The 21041-nt window shown below is 38.4% G+C and carries 17 protein-coding genes and 1 riboswitch; of the genes, 10 read left to right on the top strand and 7 right to left on the bottom strand.

Annotation, left to right across the window (positions count from 1 at the left end):
• Positions 1-12: 12 nt before the first annotated feature.
• Positions 13-225, bottom strand: a complete 213-nt coding sequence (locus H8Z77_RS00415) for a FeoA family protein (RefSeq protein ID WP_069988124.1) — start codon at positions 223-225, stop codon at positions 13-15.
• 201 nt (positions 226-426) lie between these two features.
• On the opposite strand from H8Z77_RS00415, the gene H8Z77_RS00410 reads away from it, so the two are divergent.
• The 6 genes from H8Z77_RS00410 (at position 427) to H8Z77_RS00385 (ending at position 6031) form a co-directional block, all read left to right on the top strand.
• Positions 427-816, top strand: coding sequence for a metal-dependent transcriptional regulator (locus tag H8Z77_RS00410; protein ID WP_069988123.1), 390 nt, complete (start codon positions 427-429; stop codon positions 814-816).
• Positions 817-1154: 338 nt separating this feature from the next.
• On the top strand, positions 1155-1331 hold the full coding sequence (locus tag H8Z77_RS00405) for a hypothetical protein (RefSeq protein ID WP_159427358.1): 177 nt from the start codon (positions 1155-1157) through the stop codon (positions 1329-1331).
• A gap of 349 nt (positions 1332-1680) precedes the next feature.
• Positions 1681-2712: an N-acetyl-gamma-glutamyl-phosphate reductase gene (gene argC, locus H8Z77_RS00400; RefSeq protein WP_186997070.1), complete on the top strand. Its 1032-nt coding sequence runs from the start codon at positions 1681-1683 to the stop codon at positions 2710-2712.
• Positions 2713-2727: 15 nt separating this feature from the next.
• Entirely contained in the window at positions 2728-3963 is a 1236-nt protein-coding gene (gene argJ / locus H8Z77_RS00395) for a bifunctional ornithine acetyltransferase/N-acetylglutamate synthase (RefSeq protein WP_186995813.1), read from the top strand.
• A 3-nt stretch (positions 3964-3966) separates the two neighbouring features.
• Positions 3967-4839 (top strand): acetylglutamate kinase, encoded by an 873-nt coding sequence (argB, locus tag H8Z77_RS00390; RefSeq protein WP_069988121.1) that lies wholly within the window; start codon positions 3967-3969, stop codon positions 4837-4839.
• Positions 4840-4855: 16 nt separating this feature from the next.
• Positions 4856-6031: an aspartate aminotransferase family protein gene (locus H8Z77_RS00385; RefSeq protein ID WP_186995812.1), complete on the top strand. Its 1176-nt coding sequence runs from the start codon at positions 4856-4858 to the stop codon at positions 6029-6031.
• 127 nt (positions 6032-6158) lie between these two features.
• Here H8Z77_RS00385 and H8Z77_RS00380 read toward each other — a convergent pair whose 3' ends face one another.
• Positions 6159-7103, bottom strand: coding sequence for a polysaccharide deacetylase family protein (locus H8Z77_RS00380; protein ID WP_186995811.1), 945 nt, complete (start codon positions 7101-7103; stop codon positions 6159-6161).
• Between the two features lie 243 nt (positions 7104-7346).
• Between H8Z77_RS00380 and araB the strand changes: the two genes are divergently transcribed.
• The 4 genes from araB (at position 7347) to H8Z77_RS00360 (ending at position 11548) form a co-directional block, all read left to right on the top strand.
• Entirely contained in the window at positions 7347-9011 is a 1665-nt protein-coding gene (gene araB / locus H8Z77_RS00375) for a ribulokinase (RefSeq protein ID WP_186995810.1), read from the top strand.
• 266 nt (positions 9012-9277) lie between these two features.
• On the top strand, positions 9278-10579 hold the full coding sequence (locus H8Z77_RS00370) for a phenylacetate--CoA ligase family protein (RefSeq protein ID WP_069988118.1): 1302 nt from the start codon (positions 9278-9280) through the stop codon (positions 10577-10579).
• 23 nt (positions 10580-10602) lie between these two features.
• Positions 10603-11037, top strand: a complete 435-nt coding sequence (locus H8Z77_RS00365) for an ACT domain-containing protein (RefSeq protein WP_069988117.1) — start codon at positions 10603-10605, stop codon at positions 11035-11037.
• Positions 11038-11311: 274 nt separating this feature from the next.
• A complete protein-coding gene (locus tag H8Z77_RS00360) occupies positions 11312-11548 on the top strand; it encodes a hypothetical protein (RefSeq protein WP_069988116.1) in 237 nt (78 codons plus the stop codon).
• 57 nt (positions 11549-11605) lie between these two features.
• Here H8Z77_RS00360 and H8Z77_RS00355 read toward each other — a convergent pair whose 3' ends face one another.
• The 5 genes from H8Z77_RS00355 to H8Z77_RS00335 all read right to left on the bottom strand — a co-directional run bounded on the left by H8Z77_RS00355 (position 11606) and on the right by H8Z77_RS00335 (position 20925).
• Positions 11606-12076, bottom strand: a complete 471-nt coding sequence (locus H8Z77_RS00355) for a low molecular weight protein-tyrosine-phosphatase (protein WP_186995809.1) — start codon at positions 12074-12076, stop codon at positions 11606-11608.
• 237 nt (positions 12077-12313) lie between these two features.
• Positions 12314-13519, bottom strand: a complete 1206-nt coding sequence (locus tag H8Z77_RS00350) for a cation:proton antiporter (RefSeq protein WP_186995808.1) — start codon at positions 13517-13519, stop codon at positions 12314-12316.
• Positions 13520-13568: 49 nt separating this feature from the next.
• Positions 13569-13640, bottom strand: a riboswitch (Fluoride riboswitch).
• 112 nt (positions 13641-13752) lie between these two features.
• Positions 13753-14217 carry a thioredoxin-dependent thiol peroxidase gene (gene bcp, locus H8Z77_RS00345; RefSeq protein ID WP_069988113.1) on the bottom strand — a complete coding sequence of 155 codons (465 nt, stop codon included), beginning with the start codon at positions 14215-14217 and terminating at the stop codon, positions 13753-13755.
• A gap of 11 nt (positions 14218-14228) precedes the next feature.
• The gene (gene yaaA / locus H8Z77_RS00340; protein WP_186995807.1) at positions 14229-14969 is read right to left on the bottom strand and encodes a peroxide stress protein YaaA; all 741 of its coding nucleotides are present in this window, start codon (positions 14967-14969) and stop codon (positions 14229-14231) included.
• 310 nt (positions 14970-15279) lie between these two features.
• Positions 15280-20925, bottom strand: a complete 5646-nt coding sequence (locus tag H8Z77_RS00335) for a family 78 glycoside hydrolase catalytic domain (protein ID WP_186995806.1) — start codon at positions 20923-20925, stop codon at positions 15280-15282.
• Positions 20926-21041 lie beyond the last annotated feature (116 nt).

Raw genomic sequence — 21041 nt, 5'->3', positions numbered from 1 at the left:
TTTCGGGATGGATTATACCATAATTTTATTAGCCATTTCTTTACTAATTGCTACGCGGGAATTCTTAATATTTACTATTACATTGCCACCAATTTTGGATATAATGGTAACATCACTCCCTACTACAAACCCTAGGTTTTCTAAAAAACGTTTTATTTCCTCTTTTCCGCCAATCCTTTGAATCGAAATTGGTTTTCCAGGCTCCACCATAGTCAACGGCATCATGGTATCCTCCTTTATATTTTTAACTGGTTACTTACCAGCTATAAGGTAAAACATAAGTTAGATAAATCTAACCAACACTATGTTAGCACCAGCTAACTGAAATGTCAAGAGATTTTTTTAATTCTTGAAAAATTATGAAAGAAAATGTTATAATAGTAATATAAAACTGTTAAAAACATACGGACTAAGGAGGTGATTTCAGTGATAATTAAAGAATCCGCAGAAAATTATTTGGAAACAATCTTAATCTTACACCAGCGCAATGGTTCTGTCCGATCAATTGATATTGCAAACGAACTTGATTTTTCCAAACCAAGTGTTAGTGTTGCTATGAAAAACCTCCGAGAAAATGGGTATTTAGTAATGGATGGAAATGGTGCCATTACTTTAACCGAAAAAGGGATGAAAATAGCAGAAACCATGTACGAGCGCCACCAGTTGCTTTCTGATTGGCTTGTTCGTCTTGGAGTGGATAAAACAACTGCTGTGACAGATGCTTGTCGGATGGAGCATGTTATCAGTGCCAAAAGTTTTGACGCCATTAAAAATCATGTAAAAACAAGAGAAAAAGGTTCTCCCTCACAAGAATAAACAAACTTTCATATAAATCTCCTGTAATAAGTAAGCAGGAGATTTTTCTATTGTATCAAGAAGAATTTTTACATAAATTTTCTATTGGTTTTCAAAATGTTCCAATCTAAAACATTCGTTGGATTTATTGCTTACACTCCAATTCCATACTAATTTCAAAAATATTGGTATAGTCGATTAATTGAAAAGCTTAACATAATCGATTTACATTTAAAACCAGTTCTGTTTTTGAAAAAAACGGTTATACTAATGGAGAAGAAATCAAATTCTTCATCAGCTTATGGCTGAAACCTCCTCCTTAAATGATATCATAATTATAGAAAGGAAGCTAAAAACCCATGATGAAAATGAACGCGGCAGTAACAGGTGCTTGTGTTGGTTTGGCTGCTGGTGCGGCAGCTTATATGATGACAAATAAAAAGCGCCACAAAACAAAACAGATAAAGAAAAAAGCAGAACACGCTATGCGTGCAGTTGGAACTGCTGTAAACGACATTTCCTCCCTTATCAAATAACCTCATTCTCCCTTTTAAAATGGTGCGGTAATTCCGCACCATTTTTTCTTTCTTTTTGTTTTCTCTTTTTATTAAATCAAATAAAAACCATAAAAGCATCTTTTGTTATCGGATTGTTTTCCTTTTTTACAATGTATATTAATGCATAAAATTTTTGTTTAAACCAGTATCATCCCGAATATATTGCATAAATATTCATAAATATCCACTATTTATGCAAAAAAACCTTGTATTTTCTTTTTCAGTTCTATATAATAAGGATATTCAATTAACAAATTACAGAATATCCATTTATCATTGTGGATATTCTCTTCAATAGAAACTAAAGGAGTTGGAACAAGTGGACAAAATGAAAGTTGGAATTATTGGAGCAACCGGATATGCAGGAGCAGAGTTGTTGAGATTGCTGCTCACCCATCCAAATGTTACTGTAAGTGCTATTAGCTCTGTTAGCTTTGAGCATCAAAATATACAAGATGTTTATCCAAACTTTGCACAAACATGCAATATGGTATTATGTGATGAAGATACCGCCATCCAAAAAAGTGACGTTATTTTTGCTTCCCTTCCCCATGGACTAAGCGAGTTAATCGCAGAAAAATGTGTGGAACAAAATAAATATTTGATTGATTTAGGGGCTGACTTTCGTTTAACAGACCCTAAGGACTATGAAGAATGGTATCAACTTAGTTATCAAAAACCAGAATTACATGAATTATCCGCCTATATTATTCCCGAACTTCACCGAAAATTAGCGGACAACATTAAAATAATAGCAAATCCAGGATGTTACCCAACCAGTATTAGCTTGGGGTTAGCTCCTATTATCCAAACAGGAAAAGTGGATTGTAATTCCATTATTATTGACAGCAAATCTGGTGTGACTGGTGCAGGTAGAGGATTGAGCCAAACAACCCATTATCCTGACTGCAATGAAGCATTTTCCCCTTATAAGGTGGCTTCTCACCGTCATACCCCTGAAATTGAGCAAACTTTATCCGGTCTGGCTGGACAAAATTGTACGGTTACTTTTGTCCCTCATCTATTACCGGTCAATCGTGGGATTGTCTCCACGATGTATCTCAATTTAACTGAACCAATGGCATTGGAAGAGATCCACAGCCTATATAGAAAATTTTATCAAACCGAAAAATTTGTTCGTGTCCTGCCAAAAGGTACTACTGCAAATTTAAAAAATGTGAAATACTCCAATTACTGTGATATTTCACTCCATTTGGATCCCCGTACTAATCGCCTGATTGTAGTTTCTACCATTGACAATATGGTAAAAGGTGCAGCGGGCCAAGCAATCCAAAATATGAACTTATTGATGGGGATACCAGAAGATACTGGATTAGACTTTATCCCACCAGCATTTTAAGAATAGGAGAAAATTATGGATATTAAATTTAGCAACTATCAAGTAATAGAAGGCGGCATTTGTGCTGTAAAAGGATTTCAAGCTGCAGGTGTCCACTGTGGAATCCGGAAAAACAAATCAAAATTAGACCTTGGTGCTGTATTGTCCGATGTCCCATGTCACGCTGCTGGATGTTATACCCAAAATAAAGTAAAAGGCGCCCCAATTATCATTGACCAAAAAAACTTGGAAAACGGGATTGCACAAGCAATTATTGTGAATAGCGGCAATGCCAACACCTGTAATGTAGATGGGGAAGAAAAAGCATGGAAAATGTGTGAACTAGCAGCAGAAGCTATGAAAGTAAAACCAGAAGATGTGATTGTTTCCTCCACTGGTGTCATTGGGGAGATCCTTCCGATCGAACCAATCCAAGAGCATATTCCTGAACTAGTCGATCAATTAGAGGAATCAGGCCATTTAAATGCAGCTAAAGCGATTATGACAACCGATACCATCCCAAAAGAATTTGCTATCGAATTTATGGTTCACGGCGTACCATGCCATATTGGTGGTATGGCAAAAGGAAGCGGTATGATCCATCCTAACATGGCGACCCTTTTATGTTTTCTCTCATCTGATGTCAACATCAGTGTGCCCATGTTGCAAAAAGCACTAAAATATGTAGTAGACCGTACCTATAATATGATTAGTGTTGATGGTGATACTTCCACCAATGATACTTTGACCATTATGACCAACTGCAAAGCTGGTAATCCAGAAATTACAGAGGAAAATGAGGACTACGAAGCGTTTTTAAACGGTTTATACGTTGTATTGCAGCATTTTTCCAAAGTGTTGGCAGCGGATGGAGAAGGCGCTACCAAATTAATAGAATGTGTTGTTACCCATGCCCCTACCGAATCTTTGGCACAAGCAGTAGCAAAATCTGTGATTACATCTAGCCTGTTTAAAGCAGCTGTGTTTGGAGAAGATGCCAACTGGGGACGTATCCTCTGTGCGATCGGCTATACGGAAGGCGATTTTGACATCAATAAAATCAGTGTAAAACTCGCCAACCATACCAAAGATATCCTGGTCTGTAAAAATGGACGTGGGGTAGAATTTATAGAAGAACAAGCAAACTTTATCCTGTCTGGGGATGAAGTGCGGATTATTGTCAACATGCACGATGGCGATCAACAGGCTACTGCTTGGGGATGCGACTTAACCTATGAATATGTAAAAATCAATGGAGAATACAGGAGCTAAAACATGGAACGGATTAAAGATATTTCAAACAGTGCAAAGGCGCAGGTATTAACTGACGCCTTGCCCTATATTCAAAAATATTACAATAAAACCATTGTCATCAAATACGGTGGGAATGCCATGATTGACGAACAGTTAAAAGATTCTGTTATGCGGGACATTGTACTGCTCTCATTAGTTGGTATTCGAGTAGTTGTCGTGCATGGTGGTGGTCCAGAAATCAGCGGTATGTTAAAAAGAGTGGGAAAGGAATCCCGCTTTGTCAATGGTTTAAGGTATACAGATAAAGAAACAGCTGAAATCGTCCAGATGGTTTTGGCAGGCAAAGTAAATAAGGATTTAGTAAGCCTGCTTTCTCAACATGGAGGGAAAGCAATTGGACTATGTGGAATTGATGGTAAAATGTTAGTTGCCAGAAAAGCGGATACGGAAGAGGATTTAGGATACGTAGGTGATATTGTAGAGGTAAATACCGATATTATCAATGATACCTTAAACTGTGGCTATATCCCAATTATTTCTACTGTTGCCACAGATAACGAAGGGAATGTTTATAATGTCAATGCAGATACTGCCGCTTCTAAAATCGCTTCTGCCCTTCATGCTAAAAATCTGATTTTAATGACTGATATTCGTGGCTTATTGCGGGATAAAGATGATGATTCTACCTTAATTCCTGTTGTAAAAGCAAGTGAAGTCCCTTCTTTAACCAAGCAAGGGATTATTTCGGGTGGTATGATTCCAAAAGTGGATTGCTGTGTGGAGGCTGTCCGTCGTGGAGTTGATCGAGTTTTTATTATTGATGGTCGTGTACAACATTCCGCTTTGATAGAAATATTCTCCAATGAAGGAATTGGAACCATGTTAATCGGATAACAAAAGGGGGATTATGATGAATCCAATTGACTTAAAACAAAAAGACAAACAATATATCGCAAACACCTATGGACGGTTTGATCTCTGCATTGAAAAAGGGGCAAACGCAACCTGTAAAGATTATCAAGATAAATTTTATATTGATTTTACCAGTGGAATTGGGGTAAATTCTTTAGGATTCAGCAATCAAAAATGGTATACAGCTGTTGCAAAACAGGCGGAAAATTTAAACCATGTATCCAATTTATACTATTCTGAGCCCTGTATCACATTAGCTGAAAAATTAATCAACCGCACTGGTTTCTCCAAAGTCTTTTTCGGCAATTCTGGAGCGGAGGCAAATGAAGGCGCTATTAAAATAGCAAGAAAATATAGCTATGACAAATATGGATCCGGACGTTCTACCATTATTACATTGGTGAATTCCTTTCATGGTCGTACCATTGCTACTCTAGAAGCAACAGGGCAGGAACATTTCCACCAATATTTCTTCCCTTTTACCGAAGGATTCCGGTACGCAAAAGCAAATGATCTTACAGATTTACAGGAAAAGTTAGATGGTTCTGTTTGTGGGATTATGTGCGAATTGATCCAAGGGGAAGGCGGCGTCAACCCAATGGAAAAGGATTATATCAAAGCCGTAGAAAAACTCTGCAAACAAAACGATATTGCTTTTATTGTAGATGAAGTGCAAACCGGAATGGGACGTACTGGCAGTTTATTATGCTGTGAACAATATGATATACATCCCAATATTGTAACTCTGGCAAAGGGTCTTGGTGGAGGTTTACCAATTGGAGCAATTCTCATGGACGAGGCTTATTCTTCTGTTCTAAAACCAGGAGACCATGGCTCCACATTTGGGGGAAACCCGATTGTATGCGCCGGGGCAAATGTAGTAATGGACTATATGACAGATTCCTTATTCCAGCAGGTAAAAGAAAAAGGACATCTTATCCGAAAATCCTTGCAGGATATTCCAGAAGTTGTTGGTATTACAGGAATGGGGTTGATGTTGGGTATTAGCCTGAAAAACAAAAAAGCTGGAGAAGTTGCAGTAGAATGTATGCAAAATGGATTGATGGTATTAACCGCAAAGGAAAAAATCCGTCTGCTTCCCCCATTGACTATAACTGAATCTGAGCTGGAACAAGGTCTAGAAATCTTAATAAAAGTATTAACTGTATCATAAATATCTTCGTATTGCTATCTCAAAACACTTTTATTTTCTACAATACACAAAACAGGTATTCCAACTAGGGATACCTGTTTTGTGTTAAATACCATTAATATTTCTCTAAAGTAATCTTTCCAAGTTGTTATTCTGGGTCTGTAAAATGGAATGGTTTTACGGTATCATCAAGTGCCCGGAACTCATATCCAGCAGCTTGTAAATCCACAATAATACTCTCCAAAGCCTGAGCTGTGTTTCCTTTTGTATCACTGTCATGAAGCAGTACCACAGATTTATTATTCTGCATTACAGCGGAAACTACATTGTCATGGATGGATTGAGGGGTTGCATTTTTCTTAGTATCCCCTGAGTCCACATTCCAATCGTGATAGGTAAAGCCACGGCGCTGCATCTCGGCAATTAACTGGCGATAAATCGTCGTATTATATGAGTTAATACTACCGCCTGGAAAGCGGAATAATGTAGGTTCTTGTCCAGTAACTGTTTTTAAATGTTGGTAAATCGTATTAAAATCCTCTAAATAATCATCGACTGACGCATAAATGGTTTTATATTCATGGGTTGCTGTATGGATTCCCAAACTATGACCACGTTGCACAATATCTTTGTAAAGTTGGGTTGATTGATCCGAATCATAATTGACGACAAAAAAAGTAGCTTTTACATTGTAACGGTCCAGCAAATCCAACGTTTGGGTGGTATATTTCGATGGCCCATCATCAAAAGTCAGATATACGACTTTTTGATCCGCATCTTTCTTCTCTTGAACATCCTTCACATAAAGGTCAGGATATTTTGTTTGATAAGGGAAGCCTTCTGACAAATTGGCTTTTGAATACTTTTCCAACTCCTTTTGAGTATCCGATAAATCCACCTGCAATCCAGCTAATTGTTTTGATAAAGACTTGCTATGTAAATTTGACACACAAGAAGTACAAGCCAGTGTAACCACAAGTATAATTAAAATCAAAAATAAAATTAATCTTGTCAAAGCGTACCAGGATATTTTTGTATGTTTTAAATGGATTCCCTGCTTCATTTTATTTTGCAGATTTGTTAATAATTTCATTCTATCTTCACTCCTATTTGGATTGACAATTTTATTATATCATAAATTAGTCGATAAAAAAAGAAATTATTCTCATTTTTTCCAATGAAATTCCTATAATTTTTTTATATGAAATAAAATATTATAACAAATACACAATATTATTATAAAAACAAAAACAAAATCGGTTTGTTTTTCGTTGACGATTATTTCAAAGACTGTTATAATAAAATGAAAAAGAGCCGAAAAAGGAGGTCAAAAGCCATGGCAAAATATGCAATTGGTTTAGACTATGGTTCCCTATCTGTACGCACCTTATTGATTGATATCCACACAGGCGAAGAGCTGGCAACCAGTATTTATGATTATGACCATCAAGTAATGGAAACAGAACTTCCATGTGGGGTAAAATTAGGGGAAAGTTGGGCATTACAACATCCCCAGGACTATTTAAACGGTTTGTATGCTACGATTCGGGAAGTAATCACGATTTCCCAGGTCAATCCAAAAGATATTGTAGGGATTGGTGTCGATTTTACTTCTTGTACCATTCTTCCTACTACAGCAGATGGAACCCCTCTATGTTTCCTTCCAGAATTTGCACAAAATCCTCACGCATATGTAAAGTTATGGAAACACCATGCAGCGCAACCCTATGCTGACCAATTAAATCAAACTGCAGAGAAAATGGAAGAACCATGGCTTCCCCTTTATGGTGGAAAAATTTCCAGTGAATGGATGATTCCAAAAATTATGCAAATTGTCAAAGAGGCGCCAGAAGTGTATGATACCTGTGACCGTATCTTAGAAGCTGGAGACTGGATTGTATGGCAGTTAACTGGCGTAGAAGCCAGAAGTGCTTGCAACGCAGGATACAAAGGGTTATATCATCATACAAATGGATACCCTTCCCATGACTTTTTCAAATCCCTTGACCCTAAAATGGAATTTGTGGTAGAGGAAAAGCTGAGTACCGATATTCATCCTTTAGGAGGCTGCGCGGGAACAATTACATCAGAAGTTGCTGAAAAGACTGGACTTTCCCCAGATACAGCAGTAGCAATTGGCATTATTGATGCCCACGCATCCGTCCCAGCGTGTAAAATTGATGGACCTGGAACAATGTTAATGATTATGGGCACTTCCACCTGTCATATGTTGCTATCTGAGAAAGAAATGGGGGTACCGGGTACTTGTGGTATTGTAAAAAATGGAATTCTTCCTGGATATTTCGGATATGAAGCTGGCCAAAGCTGTGTAGGTGACCATTTTTCTTGGTTTGTTAAGAATTGCTTGCCTGCTTCTTACTATGAACAGGCAAATAAGCAAGGAATAAATATCCATCAATTTCTGCGTTCTAAGGCAGAAAAATTACGGGTTGGAGAAAGCGGATTAATTGCTCTTGACTGGTGGAACGGCGTCCGTTCTGTATTGATGGACTTTGATTTAAGTGGCCTTATTGTAGGAATGACACTGCTCACCAAACCGGAAGAAATCTATCGCGCCTTAATTGAGGCAACCGCTTATGGAACACGGCAAATTATAGAAGCATTTGAATCCGCTGGCGTTCCAGTGAATCATCTGATTGCAGCTGGTGGTATTGCGGAAAAAGACCCTATGACTATGCAAATATATGCGGATGTCTGTAAGCGTCCTATCCATATTTCTGGCAGCCCACAATCTGGTGCATTGGGTAGTGCTATTTTTGGAATTGCAGCTGCTGATCCAAAACGAACTGGATATGATAATGTTCACCAAATTGCCCATAAACTGGGGAAACTAAAAGATGTTGTTTACCAGCCAATCCTCAAAAATTCTACTATATATGATTCCCTTTTTGCTGAATATCAACAACTTCATGATTATTTCGGCAAAGATGGAAACCAAGTAATGAAACGGCTTAAAAAAATAAAAATGCAATACAAATAACCTCTTCTAACAGGCAGTTTTTTCTGCCTGTTTTTTATTATAAATCTATACTATCTGTTAATGTTTGATGTTTATCCCCCTCCTTTCTCCATAATCTATGGATATGGTATCTTGTCCCATTTGATTCCCATCAAAATAAACAAAATTTTAATGTCGATTTTTACTGTAAAATGATTTACCTTTTTCACATAAAATGCTATAATACAACTAGTCGAATGGACCGATTGGTCAAAACATAAAATATTGAAATGAAAGGAATGATTACCATGCCAAATTATTACCAACCTGAGATTGAATGCGCCTCTCGGGAACAAATTACTGCATGGCAAAATGAGCGTTTGGTTCAAACCGTTCAACACGTTTATAAAAACGTCCCTTATTACCGGAATTTAATGGAACAAAAAGGAATTACTCCTGATGATATTCAATCAATTAAAGATCTACACAAACTTCCATTTATTACAAAACAAGATTTGCGGGATGCCTATCCATATGGTTTGCTGGCAACCCCATTGGAGGATTGTGTCAGAATTCAATCTACCAGTGGTACTACTGGTAGAAGAGTAGTTGCTTTTTACACACAACATGATATTGACCTTTGGGAAGACTGCTGTGCCCGTGCCATTATGGCTGCCGGAGGCACAAAAGAGGATGTTGTCCATGTATGTTACGGATATGGGTTATTTACAGGTGGCCCTGGATTAAATGGAGGTTCCCATAAAGTAGGTTCCTTAACTCTACCAATGTCTTCTGGCAATACCGAACGCCAGATTCAGTTTATGTGTGATTTGGGTTCTACTATTTTGTGTTGTACTCCATCTTATGCCGCTTATCTGGCAGAAAGCATCTGTGAAAGGGGCTTACAGGATCAAATTAAATTAAAAGCAGGTATTTTTGGCGCGGAAGCATGGACAGAAGAAATGCGCCGTGATATTGAGCAAAAATTACATATTAAAGCATATGATATTTATGGTTTAACAGAAATTTCTGGACCTGGAGTTTCATTTGAATGTGAAGCCCAAACCGGTATGCATATTAATGAGGACCATTTTATCGCAGAAGTAATTGATCCTAATACAGGAGAAGTCCTGCCAGATGGTGAAAAAGGGGAACTTGTATTTACCAGTATTACCAAACAAGCATTTCCATTGATCCGTTACCGCACTCGTGATATTTGTGTATTGTCCCATGAAAAATGTCCTTGCGGCAGAACCCATGTAAAAATGACCAAGCCAATGGGCCGCAGCGATGATATGTTGATTGTAAAAGGCGTGAATGTATTCCCATCCCAGATCGAAACTGTATTGTTGAATAGAGGATATCCAGCAAACTACCAAATTATAGTAAGCCGGGAAAATAACAGCGATAAACTGGAAGTCTTGGTGGAAATGACACCAGAAATGTTCTCCGATGCCCTTTCAGAAGTATCCGCAAGGGAAAAAGAATTGATAGATGCATTAAAAGCAATGTTAGGCATTTACGCCATCGTAAAACTGGTTGCTCCAAAAACAATTACCCGTAGTGAGGGAAAAGCGGTACGTGTAATTGACAAACGTAACTTATATTAAAATGAAAAAGGAGAGAGACCGTTATGACAGCGAAACAAATCTCTGTATTTTTGGAAAATAAACCTGGACAGCTTTCCGAATTTACCAAGTTATTAAATGAAAATAATATTAATATGTGTGCCCTATCTCTGGCAGATGCAGAGGACTTTGGGATCTTGCGTATTATTGTTGATGATATGCACAAAACAGCCTGTGTTTTAAAAGAATCCGGCTATGTATTCTCCATCACTCCAGTATTGGCAGTTGAAATGTCCAACAAACCGGGAAGTCTGATGAAAATACTCGAAATTTTAGGAGAAAACCAAATTAATTTGGAATATTCCTATTCCTTTACTATCAAAAAAGCGGATAAAGCTTATATGATCTTCCGCGTTAACGATACCGACGGGGCCGCTAAAATTTTAACCCAAAATGGCGTCAAATTAATCTGCCAACATGAACTAGCTGAATTGGTATAATTTTTCAGCTATTATTAAATAGAATCACAAAACGAGAACTGTGGCTCCACAGTTCTCGTTTCCTATAAACTACAACTTTATAATAATACACCAAAATAACTTCTTTTAAAGAATATAGCAAGATATATGAATAACTTCTCGCAATTGTAAAAGGATTAATATTTATCGAATTGAAAGCTCGGATAAGTATGGGCAAAAAGTTTATCAACTATATCTTTTACACCACCAGCACCATTGTCCGTTCCATCTAACAACAAATAACTTGGTTGCTGATTTGGCTTGTTTTGCCCAAGAAAACCATAAAGTAGTTTCAATTGAACTATTGGAAAGTGGGAATTATGATATCCAAGGCTTTATCTCAGAAATAAAGGATACTATTATTACAGTGGAACAATTAGATGATTACGGAAAAAAGGATGGAATAAGCATAATATCATTCAGTGATATCACTAGCATTTCTTGTGACTCTAATGAAGAAATCGCTTTAACATTATTAGCTGAAAAACAATAATATCCCTTACGATGCAAAAAAGATGAAGAAGGAGACTCCTTCTTCATCTTTTATTTCTTAAAGTAATGCGGCATCATGGTGTAAAATATGTTCTAGCAAGCAAGTACACCCTTCATACACATCATCATAGGTAACATCAAAATTTCCTGTGTACCAAGGGTCTGCAATATTTCCACCCCGCTGTGTAAAATCCAGTAATTTGTGGATTTTTTGTTGTGGATCGGATGGAATAATACGGGTAATATTAATCATGTTGTATTCATCCATCACAATTAGGTAATCATAATTTTGATAATCACTATACCGCAGCTGAACAGCATATTTTCCACTGGTGTCAATCCCATATTCTCGTAATTTTTTCCTGGTGCCAGGATGCACTGGGTTTCCGATTTCTTCTGTACTGGTTGCGGAAGACGCTATGAAAAAAGAAGATGCTAACCCTTTTTTCTCCACCATATCACGGAACACAAACTCGGCCATCGGGGAACGACAAATATTGCCGTGACAAATAAACATTACCCTTACCACTTTTATTCCTCCTTAATTGACTGTATTTTTAGTCATCCTGTTTTTTTATTTGAATACTTCTTTTCAATGATTCATGTGAACAAAAATAAATTTGTTTATAAACTTAATTATCTTATCTTCAAGTAACACGAATTATTATTGTAATTTCGTTTTATTATAGCATATTTTACGCTCTGTTTCTACTATACAATTAGATTCAATTTCGATTACTGATATAGCTGTTCAATAAATCCTGCTTTAAAATTTTTCTTCTTTGAGAAGCAATCTTTGATAAGTAAAGTCCATCCCCAACGCTCCAAGTGGCGCTGTAATCAAAATTGCCAAAACAGCCACAGAAAGAACTATCTTCCCACAAGGCAATCCCATCGCAAGCGGAACAGAACCAATTGCAGCCTGTACCGTTGCTTTTGGCAAATACGCAATTATGCAGAAAAGGCGTTCTTTTCCATTTAACTGTGTTTTTAACAGGCAGATAAATACTCCGATCGACCGAAAAACAAGCGCAATCAATATCATTCCAATAGCAACAACACCTGCTTCCATGGTATAACGGATGTCAACCGCAGCCCCTACCAACACAAATAATATCACTTCTGCTGCAATCCACAGTTTTCCAAATTTTTCAGACAACCTATTGGAAACAGAAGCAATACTCTTTATTTTCACTACGCATGCCATACTGACGATTGCCAGTAATCCAGAAATAGAAACAATCCCTTTTGTCCAGGTTTCAATCGCCATCAATAAAAACGATATCCCTAATACAATGATAACTTTCATGCTGTTCCTCACACAATGTTTATGGGCATATGCGGTTTCAAAAAACAAGCTAAGAAGAAATCCAACGATAGCACCTAAGATAATACCGAGTACAATCGAAATTGGAATACTCAAAAAATCCATTAGGTGCGCACTTCCCCCTTGTGCCATACTCACAAATGTTGAAAACAATACAATTACAAAAATATCATCGCAAGACGCACCGGCCATCACTAGTTGAGGAATACTTTTTGAAGTACCGTACTTCGTATCCATAAGCTGGACCATACGTGGTACAACCACCGCTGGGGATACCGCGGCAAGGACAGAGCCCATAACAGCAGCTTCCATCCTTGTAACTCCAAGGAGATATGGAGCAAACAAGAAAAAAGCGAGTATCTCAAAACTAGCTGGTACAAACGACATCATAACAGCAGGACGCCCCACTTTTTTAAGGTCTGCCAAATCCAAAGAAAGCCCTGCTTTCAGCAAAATAATGATAAGTGCCATTTGCCGCAGTTCTGATGATATAGAGAGAATAGATGGGTCCAGTAAATCCAAAACATATGGTCCCAAAACAATACCAGTAACCAACATCCCGATGATACGGGGCAATTTTATTTTTTGGCAGATCGCAGCCATCGATAAGCCTACCAGAAAAATAAGTGCGAGTGATGTTAACATAATCATTTCCTCCTTTAGGCGCAAAAAGCTGATGCCTCCTGCGACCAATAAAATCACAGAAGTCATCAGCCTGATCAACGGTTTTGGTTTCCCAAGGGAGAACTTCATTCCCGAAGTTTATTATACAGGATCACTAAAAATTTGTAAACCTTTTTTGGTTGATCAAAATTTATTGTAGAAAAGGCATGATTTAAATAGATTCTAACTCTATAAAAACCGATTACTTTTAATGATTATTTTTCAGCATCCAGATAGGATAAAATCTCAGTGGCATTTTGGTCAGGTTTTACCTTATTCCATACCTGTTGAATCATTCCCTGCTCATCAATCAAATAGGTAGTACGGACAACCCCCATACTTACTTTACCATACAATTTCTTTTCCTGCCACACATCATAATCTTGAATCGCCTTTAAATCTGGGTCGGACAACAAAATAAATGGAAGCTGGTATTTTTCTATAAAACGGACATGGGACTTTTGGCTATCCTTACTGATTCCAATCAGGACAATATCACGTTTTCGGTATTCCTCAAATTGTTCCGCAAAAGCTACCGCCTGTTTGGAACATCCAGGGGTATTGTCTTTTGGATAAAAATATACCACTACTTTTTTCCCTAAAAAATCAGATAACTTTACTTCTATCCCATTTTGATCTGGTAAAACAATTTCTGGGGCTTTCACACCTGTATTTAACATCCTTATTCCTCCTATTTCAAAAATATAAAATGGTCTTTTTGAGATAAATCAGGCTGATATTGGTACCCTAAGCGGTCAAATTTCTGGATACCTTCTACATCTTCCAGATTGTGTTCCGCCATAAAACGCACCATCTGCCCTCTTGCCATCTTTACATAAACACCCTTCTCCTTAATTTTTCCATCAACCCACTCTCCAAACGTGCAGTCAATCCATCTTATTCTAGGGGAAAGGTATTTTTTAACAATTTTACTGTATTCTTTCGATGCCAAGTTTAATATGGTATCATCTTTGTGGGCTAAAGTTTGATACAAAGAATCTCCCCAATATTCATATAAGTTATGATAGCCATCTATTTTTAGCTTAGCCTGCATCTCCAACCGATAAGGTACTACCCCATCAAACGGTTTTAGAATCCCATAAAATCCAGATAAAATACGTAGGTGCTCCTGGATATACTGAAAATAATCCGTTTCAAACACTTGAGGCGCCATATATTGATATTGAATCCCCTCATAGGCCAGGATTGCCGGCGTCAATTGATGAAACAAATCCATATTTTGATAACGCTGAAAATTCTGCTGCGCTATTTGATCATTACAACTTAAAAGCTGTTTTAAATCTTGGTAGGATAGGGATTGTAAATATTCCTTTAACCGTTCTGTTTTTTCCAAATATTTTGGCAATCTGTTAGGAGGTAAAAAATCCAAATCCCGCTTCATTTTTTTGGCTGGAGAAATTATAATCTTCATTGATCCGCCCCCTATTCTGGAATCAGTATAACACAAATAAGAGCGGAATGACAAGTACATAAAAACAAGTATCCTATTAGGAACCGTCGGCAATACCAGTATCTGAAAAATTATCCAGTATCTTTGATATCACTTGCACTACAAACTCCTATTCTTTACCTTTTTCACGTTGCAAATATATCGTTCTTTCTTCTCTCAACATGCGCAACAAAAAGTTTTTGCTTTCCTTGATAAAAGCAGGCATTTTGTTTTATGAAAGTAGATAAAAATGGCAGTAGTAAACACTACTGCCATTTTTGATTCAATTAGTTTATTTTCGTTTTTGGAAAGCTGCTACTGTAATTCCAGCTAACCCCAACAGAATCAGTCCAGCAATTGGGGATACATCCCCTGTATTCGCCGCTTCTATTGGTTTTGTTTCTTGACTATTTTCGTTGGATGGGGTAATATCTACAAATTCCGTAGAATCTGTTTGTTTACCAATTAATCCTTTGTAAGCGGATTTTAAATTGGATACTTGCTGATCCACAATCTGCTGATCCACAATCTGCTGATCCTCTATACTGATATTGTCATCAGACAGTATTGTTTTTGCCTCCGCTAAAACAATTTGGAATGCCGCTACACTTTCTTCTGTATATTGGCTGAAATCCATTTCTTCTAATTCAGCAATTAAATTCTGTAGCAGAGATTTATCTGCTTTAAACCGCAATTGCAGCATGCCGCTTAAAAGTTCATCCACTGCTGCATTGATTTCTTCCTGAGTTGTATTGGCATTGTCATAGACTTCCTGAGCTTTCTTCTGGATTCCTTCGAATACTTCCCACGTTACCGGGGTGTATTCTTCTTTTTGGTATCCTGCACATTCGTCCAGCAGAGCTTTTAGCTGGCTCTTGTCGGCCAATTTTTCCAATGCTTCATACGCTGCTTTCAGGTCGTTGTACGCTTTATCAATTTCATTTTGTAACGCGTTTTCATCCGCTAATACAGTTTCGGCGTTGGTCAGCGCTGTTTTGAAATTCTCTTTGGCCACGCCATCACGGTACTGGCTCAGATCAATATCTTTTACTTGATCATACAGTGCCTGTAAGGCCGTTTTGTCACCTTTCTGGAATCCCAGTTTATGAATTTCTTCCATCAGGTTCATCCACGCGGTATCCACTTCTTTCTGGGTCGCGGATGGATTGTCATACACAGCCTGCGCATCTGCCAATACCTTATCAAAGCTTTCTTTTACTGCTGGGATAGCATTGGTATATTCCTCTGTCCCTTTCAGACGGTTTGCTTCTGTAATTACTTTATCCAAGATGGTTTTATTAGCATCGCCAACTGGTGGTTCTGGTGTTCCTTCGGTTACATAGCCATCATTAAGAGCTACTGTCAATCCATTATTGTCAACTGAAAATTGGTATCCACCAGCTACTAATTGGAATACCGCTACAGAATTTCCATATCTGGTATCCCATCCAGTAAAGGAAACACCTTCTGGAAGATCTCCAATCACAGTGTTCTGATCCATTGGCAGATACAGAGTTGCTGTAGTATTTGCTGGAACTTCCGCTTCATATGCAGTTAATTTACCTTGATCTGCTTTCCAATTAGAAGTAATATGCCCATAAATGGAATCATATCCACCATTGACATAGGTGAAATCCCCTCCCGGTGTTGGCTGTAAAATGAACTGCTGGAATCCAGGATGTTCTTCATCACTAGTAATTCCCACATGGTCGTTTATCATCCATGCGCCAACCGCACCGGCTGCATAGTGGTTAAAGGAATTCATATAGTTTAATCCACTAAATCCATTTTCAATGGTATAGCCGTTCCAACGTTCCCAAATAGAGGTTGCTCCTTGGGTAACTGGATACAACCAGGAAGCAAATTCTGTTTGTTCAAACATTTTATAGGCAGTGTCCACTTTACCCACATCAGTTAATGCTGGCAACAATGGTGCTGTTCCAATAAATCCGGTTGTAATGGTATATGGAACATTATTGTAACCACGTTCACAAGCCTGATCCAATAATTCTGCTGCTTGATCACGGTTTTCATCGCTGATTACGTTGTATTCAATCGCTAAAGCATAAGAAGCCTGGGTATCCTGGATACCTCCACTGGAATTCTGAGTTTGCCCAGTTGCGGCATTAATAAATACCTGATTCCATTCTTCTTTTACTTTTACGCTTAAATCACTATAATGCTGTGCAAGTTCATCTTCTCCAATTGCCGCAGCCATTTTGGAGAAAAGCCCTAACATATAGGCGTAGAGCACGTTGGAGCATAGAGGGGAATCTGTTCCAACTAAGGCCAGATGTTCGGTTAATGCGGTGCCCTTGGTTAAATAACTATCTGGCGCGAATTTATCATTTCCAATAGAATCCAAAAATGCTTTCATCGCATCCAAATTGCTTTCAATTACACGGGTGTTGCCATATTGTTTATAGATTTCCCAGGTTGGGATAACAATTGCTGCTGGCCAGGCTACCTCCACACTTGCTCCCCAACCAAGGTTTGGAGCTGTTTGAGGAATTGTACCAGATGCTGTTTGAGCATCACGGATGGTACCTTCCCATCCTTCATACAACAGATTCATATCGCCATAATAGGTAGCTGTTCTGGAAAACACTTGAGCGTCCCCTGTCCATCCCATACGTTCATCACGCTGTGGGCAGTCTGTTGGAATGCTGACATGGTTCCCCAGCAAAGAACGTTGGATATTTTTGTGTAGTTGGTTGGTTAACTCATTGGAAGATTCGTAGGTAGAAGTTGTGCCTTCAATCGAGCTTAATACAATCCCTTTGATATTTTCTTCCGGTAATGGTTCCTCTAACCCACTGATTTCAATATAGCGATAACCATGGAAAGTAAAGCTTGGACGATAGGTTTCCCCGCCTTTTGTTCCCTTCGCAATATAGGTATCAGTACACAAGGCAGCTCTCAGGTTTTCTGTCAACAGTTTACCTGACATTTCCCCATAGTAATAAGGATTGCTTGGATCCAGTTCAGGATAATAAATTTCCGAATACCGGATGGTAATTTCGGTACCTGCCGGCATTTCTGGGAAGGTGATTTCAGGAACACCTACCATGTTGGTTCCCATATCATATACATAAATATTGGGGTCAGGTTCTTTATCAAATTTTGCGGAGAGTGTTTCCACATGGCGTACCGGTTCATCTACCCGGGCAATGATATGAGGATTTGCGTTTTCTGGCAATGGAACGATAACGGAAGCATTATACCAGTTTTCCCCTGTATATCCTGGCTGGTTCCATCCTTCAATCGTTGCTTCTTTCCGTGCGTCATATACTTCACCATTGAAGAATCCTGCATAGATAATTGGACTATCCGTATTGTTATAGCTCCAACTTTCATCCGTTACAATTGTATCTTTGGTACCATCGGCATAGGTAACAACTACTTTTGCCAACAAGGATGGTTTGTTGCCCCAATAATTGTATTTGGACAAATCAAATGTCATTTCATCATGCCACCAGCCAGATGCCAGGCGTACACCAATCGCGTTGGTTCCCTGTTGTAATTGGTCTGTAATATCATAAGTAGAATAGGTAATGGTTTTATTGTATTGGGTAAAACCAGGGTTAAACCAATCTTCCCCAATCCTTTCGCCATTGACATATGGTTCATAAATGCCACGAGAAGTAATGTATAAACGTGCTGACTGTATTGGTTGGTCCGCATTAAATTCTTTCCGTAATAACTGATTGGATTTATAATCAGGCTCTGCTAAAATTTTTACCTGTTTTGCCTGGTCCCCTACCATAATAGAATGATCTTGTACCGAAACACCATCCTGCCCTTCAAAAATAGAATAGGTTGCCCCTGTTGTTTTATCAAACATCACGGCATGAGCAGTGTCCCAAGTACGGATTTCATAATTTTGGAATTCCGCCTGCTGGCCTGGCTCTGTCAAAAATCCAATGGAATTCAGGTAGGTATAGCAAGGCTGGTCCTGTGTCCCACCGGTAGGATTGATGACAACTTCACCATAATTTTGGTCGTTGACATAAATCCGGAAACCGCCGCCATAGCAGGTTAAAGAAAACCGGATTGGTGTTGTATAAAGGTTCTCTGCAGTTACCCCGATATTATCCAGGGAAAAACTTCTCATTAATGTAGTAGCGTCTGGATTCTTATAATCGTCAGAACAGAACCCTTTCCGGTACAAGTTTAAAACTGGTGAACCTCCAGCAGATACATTAGAAGCGTCCAGCTCAAAGGAAAGGTAGCTTTCCCCTTCCACACGATAGTTATTTTTTGTTTTGTCCATTAAGCGATAGTCGTTTCCGCAAACCAAAGCAGCCGCTTTGGTGCTTCCTTCTACTAACTGCAAATCATAATACAGGTTATAGACAGGGATTTTTCCGGAATCTACCGAGATTTCCGGGGAGCCAATCCATTGTGCTCCACTCCATCCCAACACTTCTTCAGTTTCATTTTGGAAAAACAGCCCATTTTCCGCACAGAACCAGCCATCTTCTGTAATGGAACCGGAAGGAAATGTAGTGTTATATGGGGAAGAAAAATCATCCTCCAATAAGATACTGCCATCTTCTCCAACGATTTTTAGATTGTCAATCAGTCCAACCTCATTGGATACATGGTCTTTCATCTGACGGAATCCAAATTTCCCCACACTAAAAGGGGATAATTGGATGGTATCAATCAATTGTGGTTGTTCGCCAATTTTATTCAAATACGTTTTTACCTCGCCATTATTGGCTTGGATTGTCATATGAAATGGTACACCTTCAATTGGCTGTCCTTCCCCGAACACAGGGTCAAGGCTTACTTGTTTTAAAGTAGTAATATTTCCACCACTCCATTGATGTGGTTTAAAAACACGTTCTGCAGCGTTAATCTGCCACATATAAAAGTTGCTGTTATCCTGCCCGCCAATCAATGGCCCCAAAGCAGTATTTACTACCTGGCCATCAAAATCAATGGTAAATGTTGTATTTTCCAGTTCGGTGTCTTTCTGGAACACTAAATTGGTGCTATTCATTTTCAACTGTCCATTTTCAACGGTACCACCATCAAATGGATTCGAAGTTTGATCAGAGAAATCCTCCTCAAACGCAACCTGTCCGTCCTGATCTTTTACAGTAATCTGGTCAATATCAGCGCTTTCATTGACAGCTTGACGGAAACCAATCCGCCCCAATTTTACTTGACCAATGGAAAGGGGTTCCCCAATCTGGACATCATTAATCCAACTAGTCACAGTTCCTTCTTCCATTTTCATGGTTAAATGCAGCGGAGTTTCCAAAATGGAATCCACTCCTAAAGCATCTTTGATGCTGGGATGTGGAAAGTTCGTATTAATTCCCCCATTGCTCCATTGATGAGGATTAATAGAAAGATCTCCGGCATTGATCTGCCACATATAAAAATTATTGCTATCCTGTACACCGAACAATAGCCCCATACATCCGCTGTGAATGACAAAGTCGGTATCAATCGTATAGCTGGTTAAATCTTGAATGGATGGTTGTTCTTCCGGAATCAAACGGTCAGCCATTAATCCGGTAGTAAAGGTTGCTGTATCGGACAAATAGGCTTTTCCATTGCTGTCATACACGGTTACATTCCAATTATAATCCGATTCCGGGCTTAATTCTTTTCCAGCATATTCAATATACTGGGAAACATTGCCTTCTACTTTACCGCTGTCCCACATTGTTTCGCCGGAAAATTTTTCTGTTACTATAACATGGTATGCAGTTTGTTTTTGCCCAACTAAATTAGAATCCATCCTCCAGCCAAAAGATGGAGTGTCATCATCCAATCCCTGTGGATTGGTACGATTGTTTACAGTAAGGTCCAAAATCTCCATGGTATAAAGGGTTTGATCCGTTGCTGATACTGTAAACGCCATCGTAAACAACATACATACTGCCAAAATAGCAGCAATCGATCGGTTAAATTTCTTCATACTTTCCTCCTGTTTTTCTTTTACCATAAAACAAACTTGTATAAAATAATAAAGACTGTTTCCCCCTTCCTAAACAAAGATAGCAAATTCATTATAACACCAAAACTATATAAAAA

Origin of the sequence: Clostridium facile (genome assembly GCF_014297275.1) — a bacterium.
Taxonomy (GTDB): Bacteria; Bacillota; Clostridia; order Oscillospirales; family Ruminococcaceae; genus Massilioclostridium; species Massilioclostridium facile.
The sequence above is the reverse complement of the archived record's forward strand: the minus strand, read 5'-3'. Positions and strand labels throughout refer to the sequence as shown.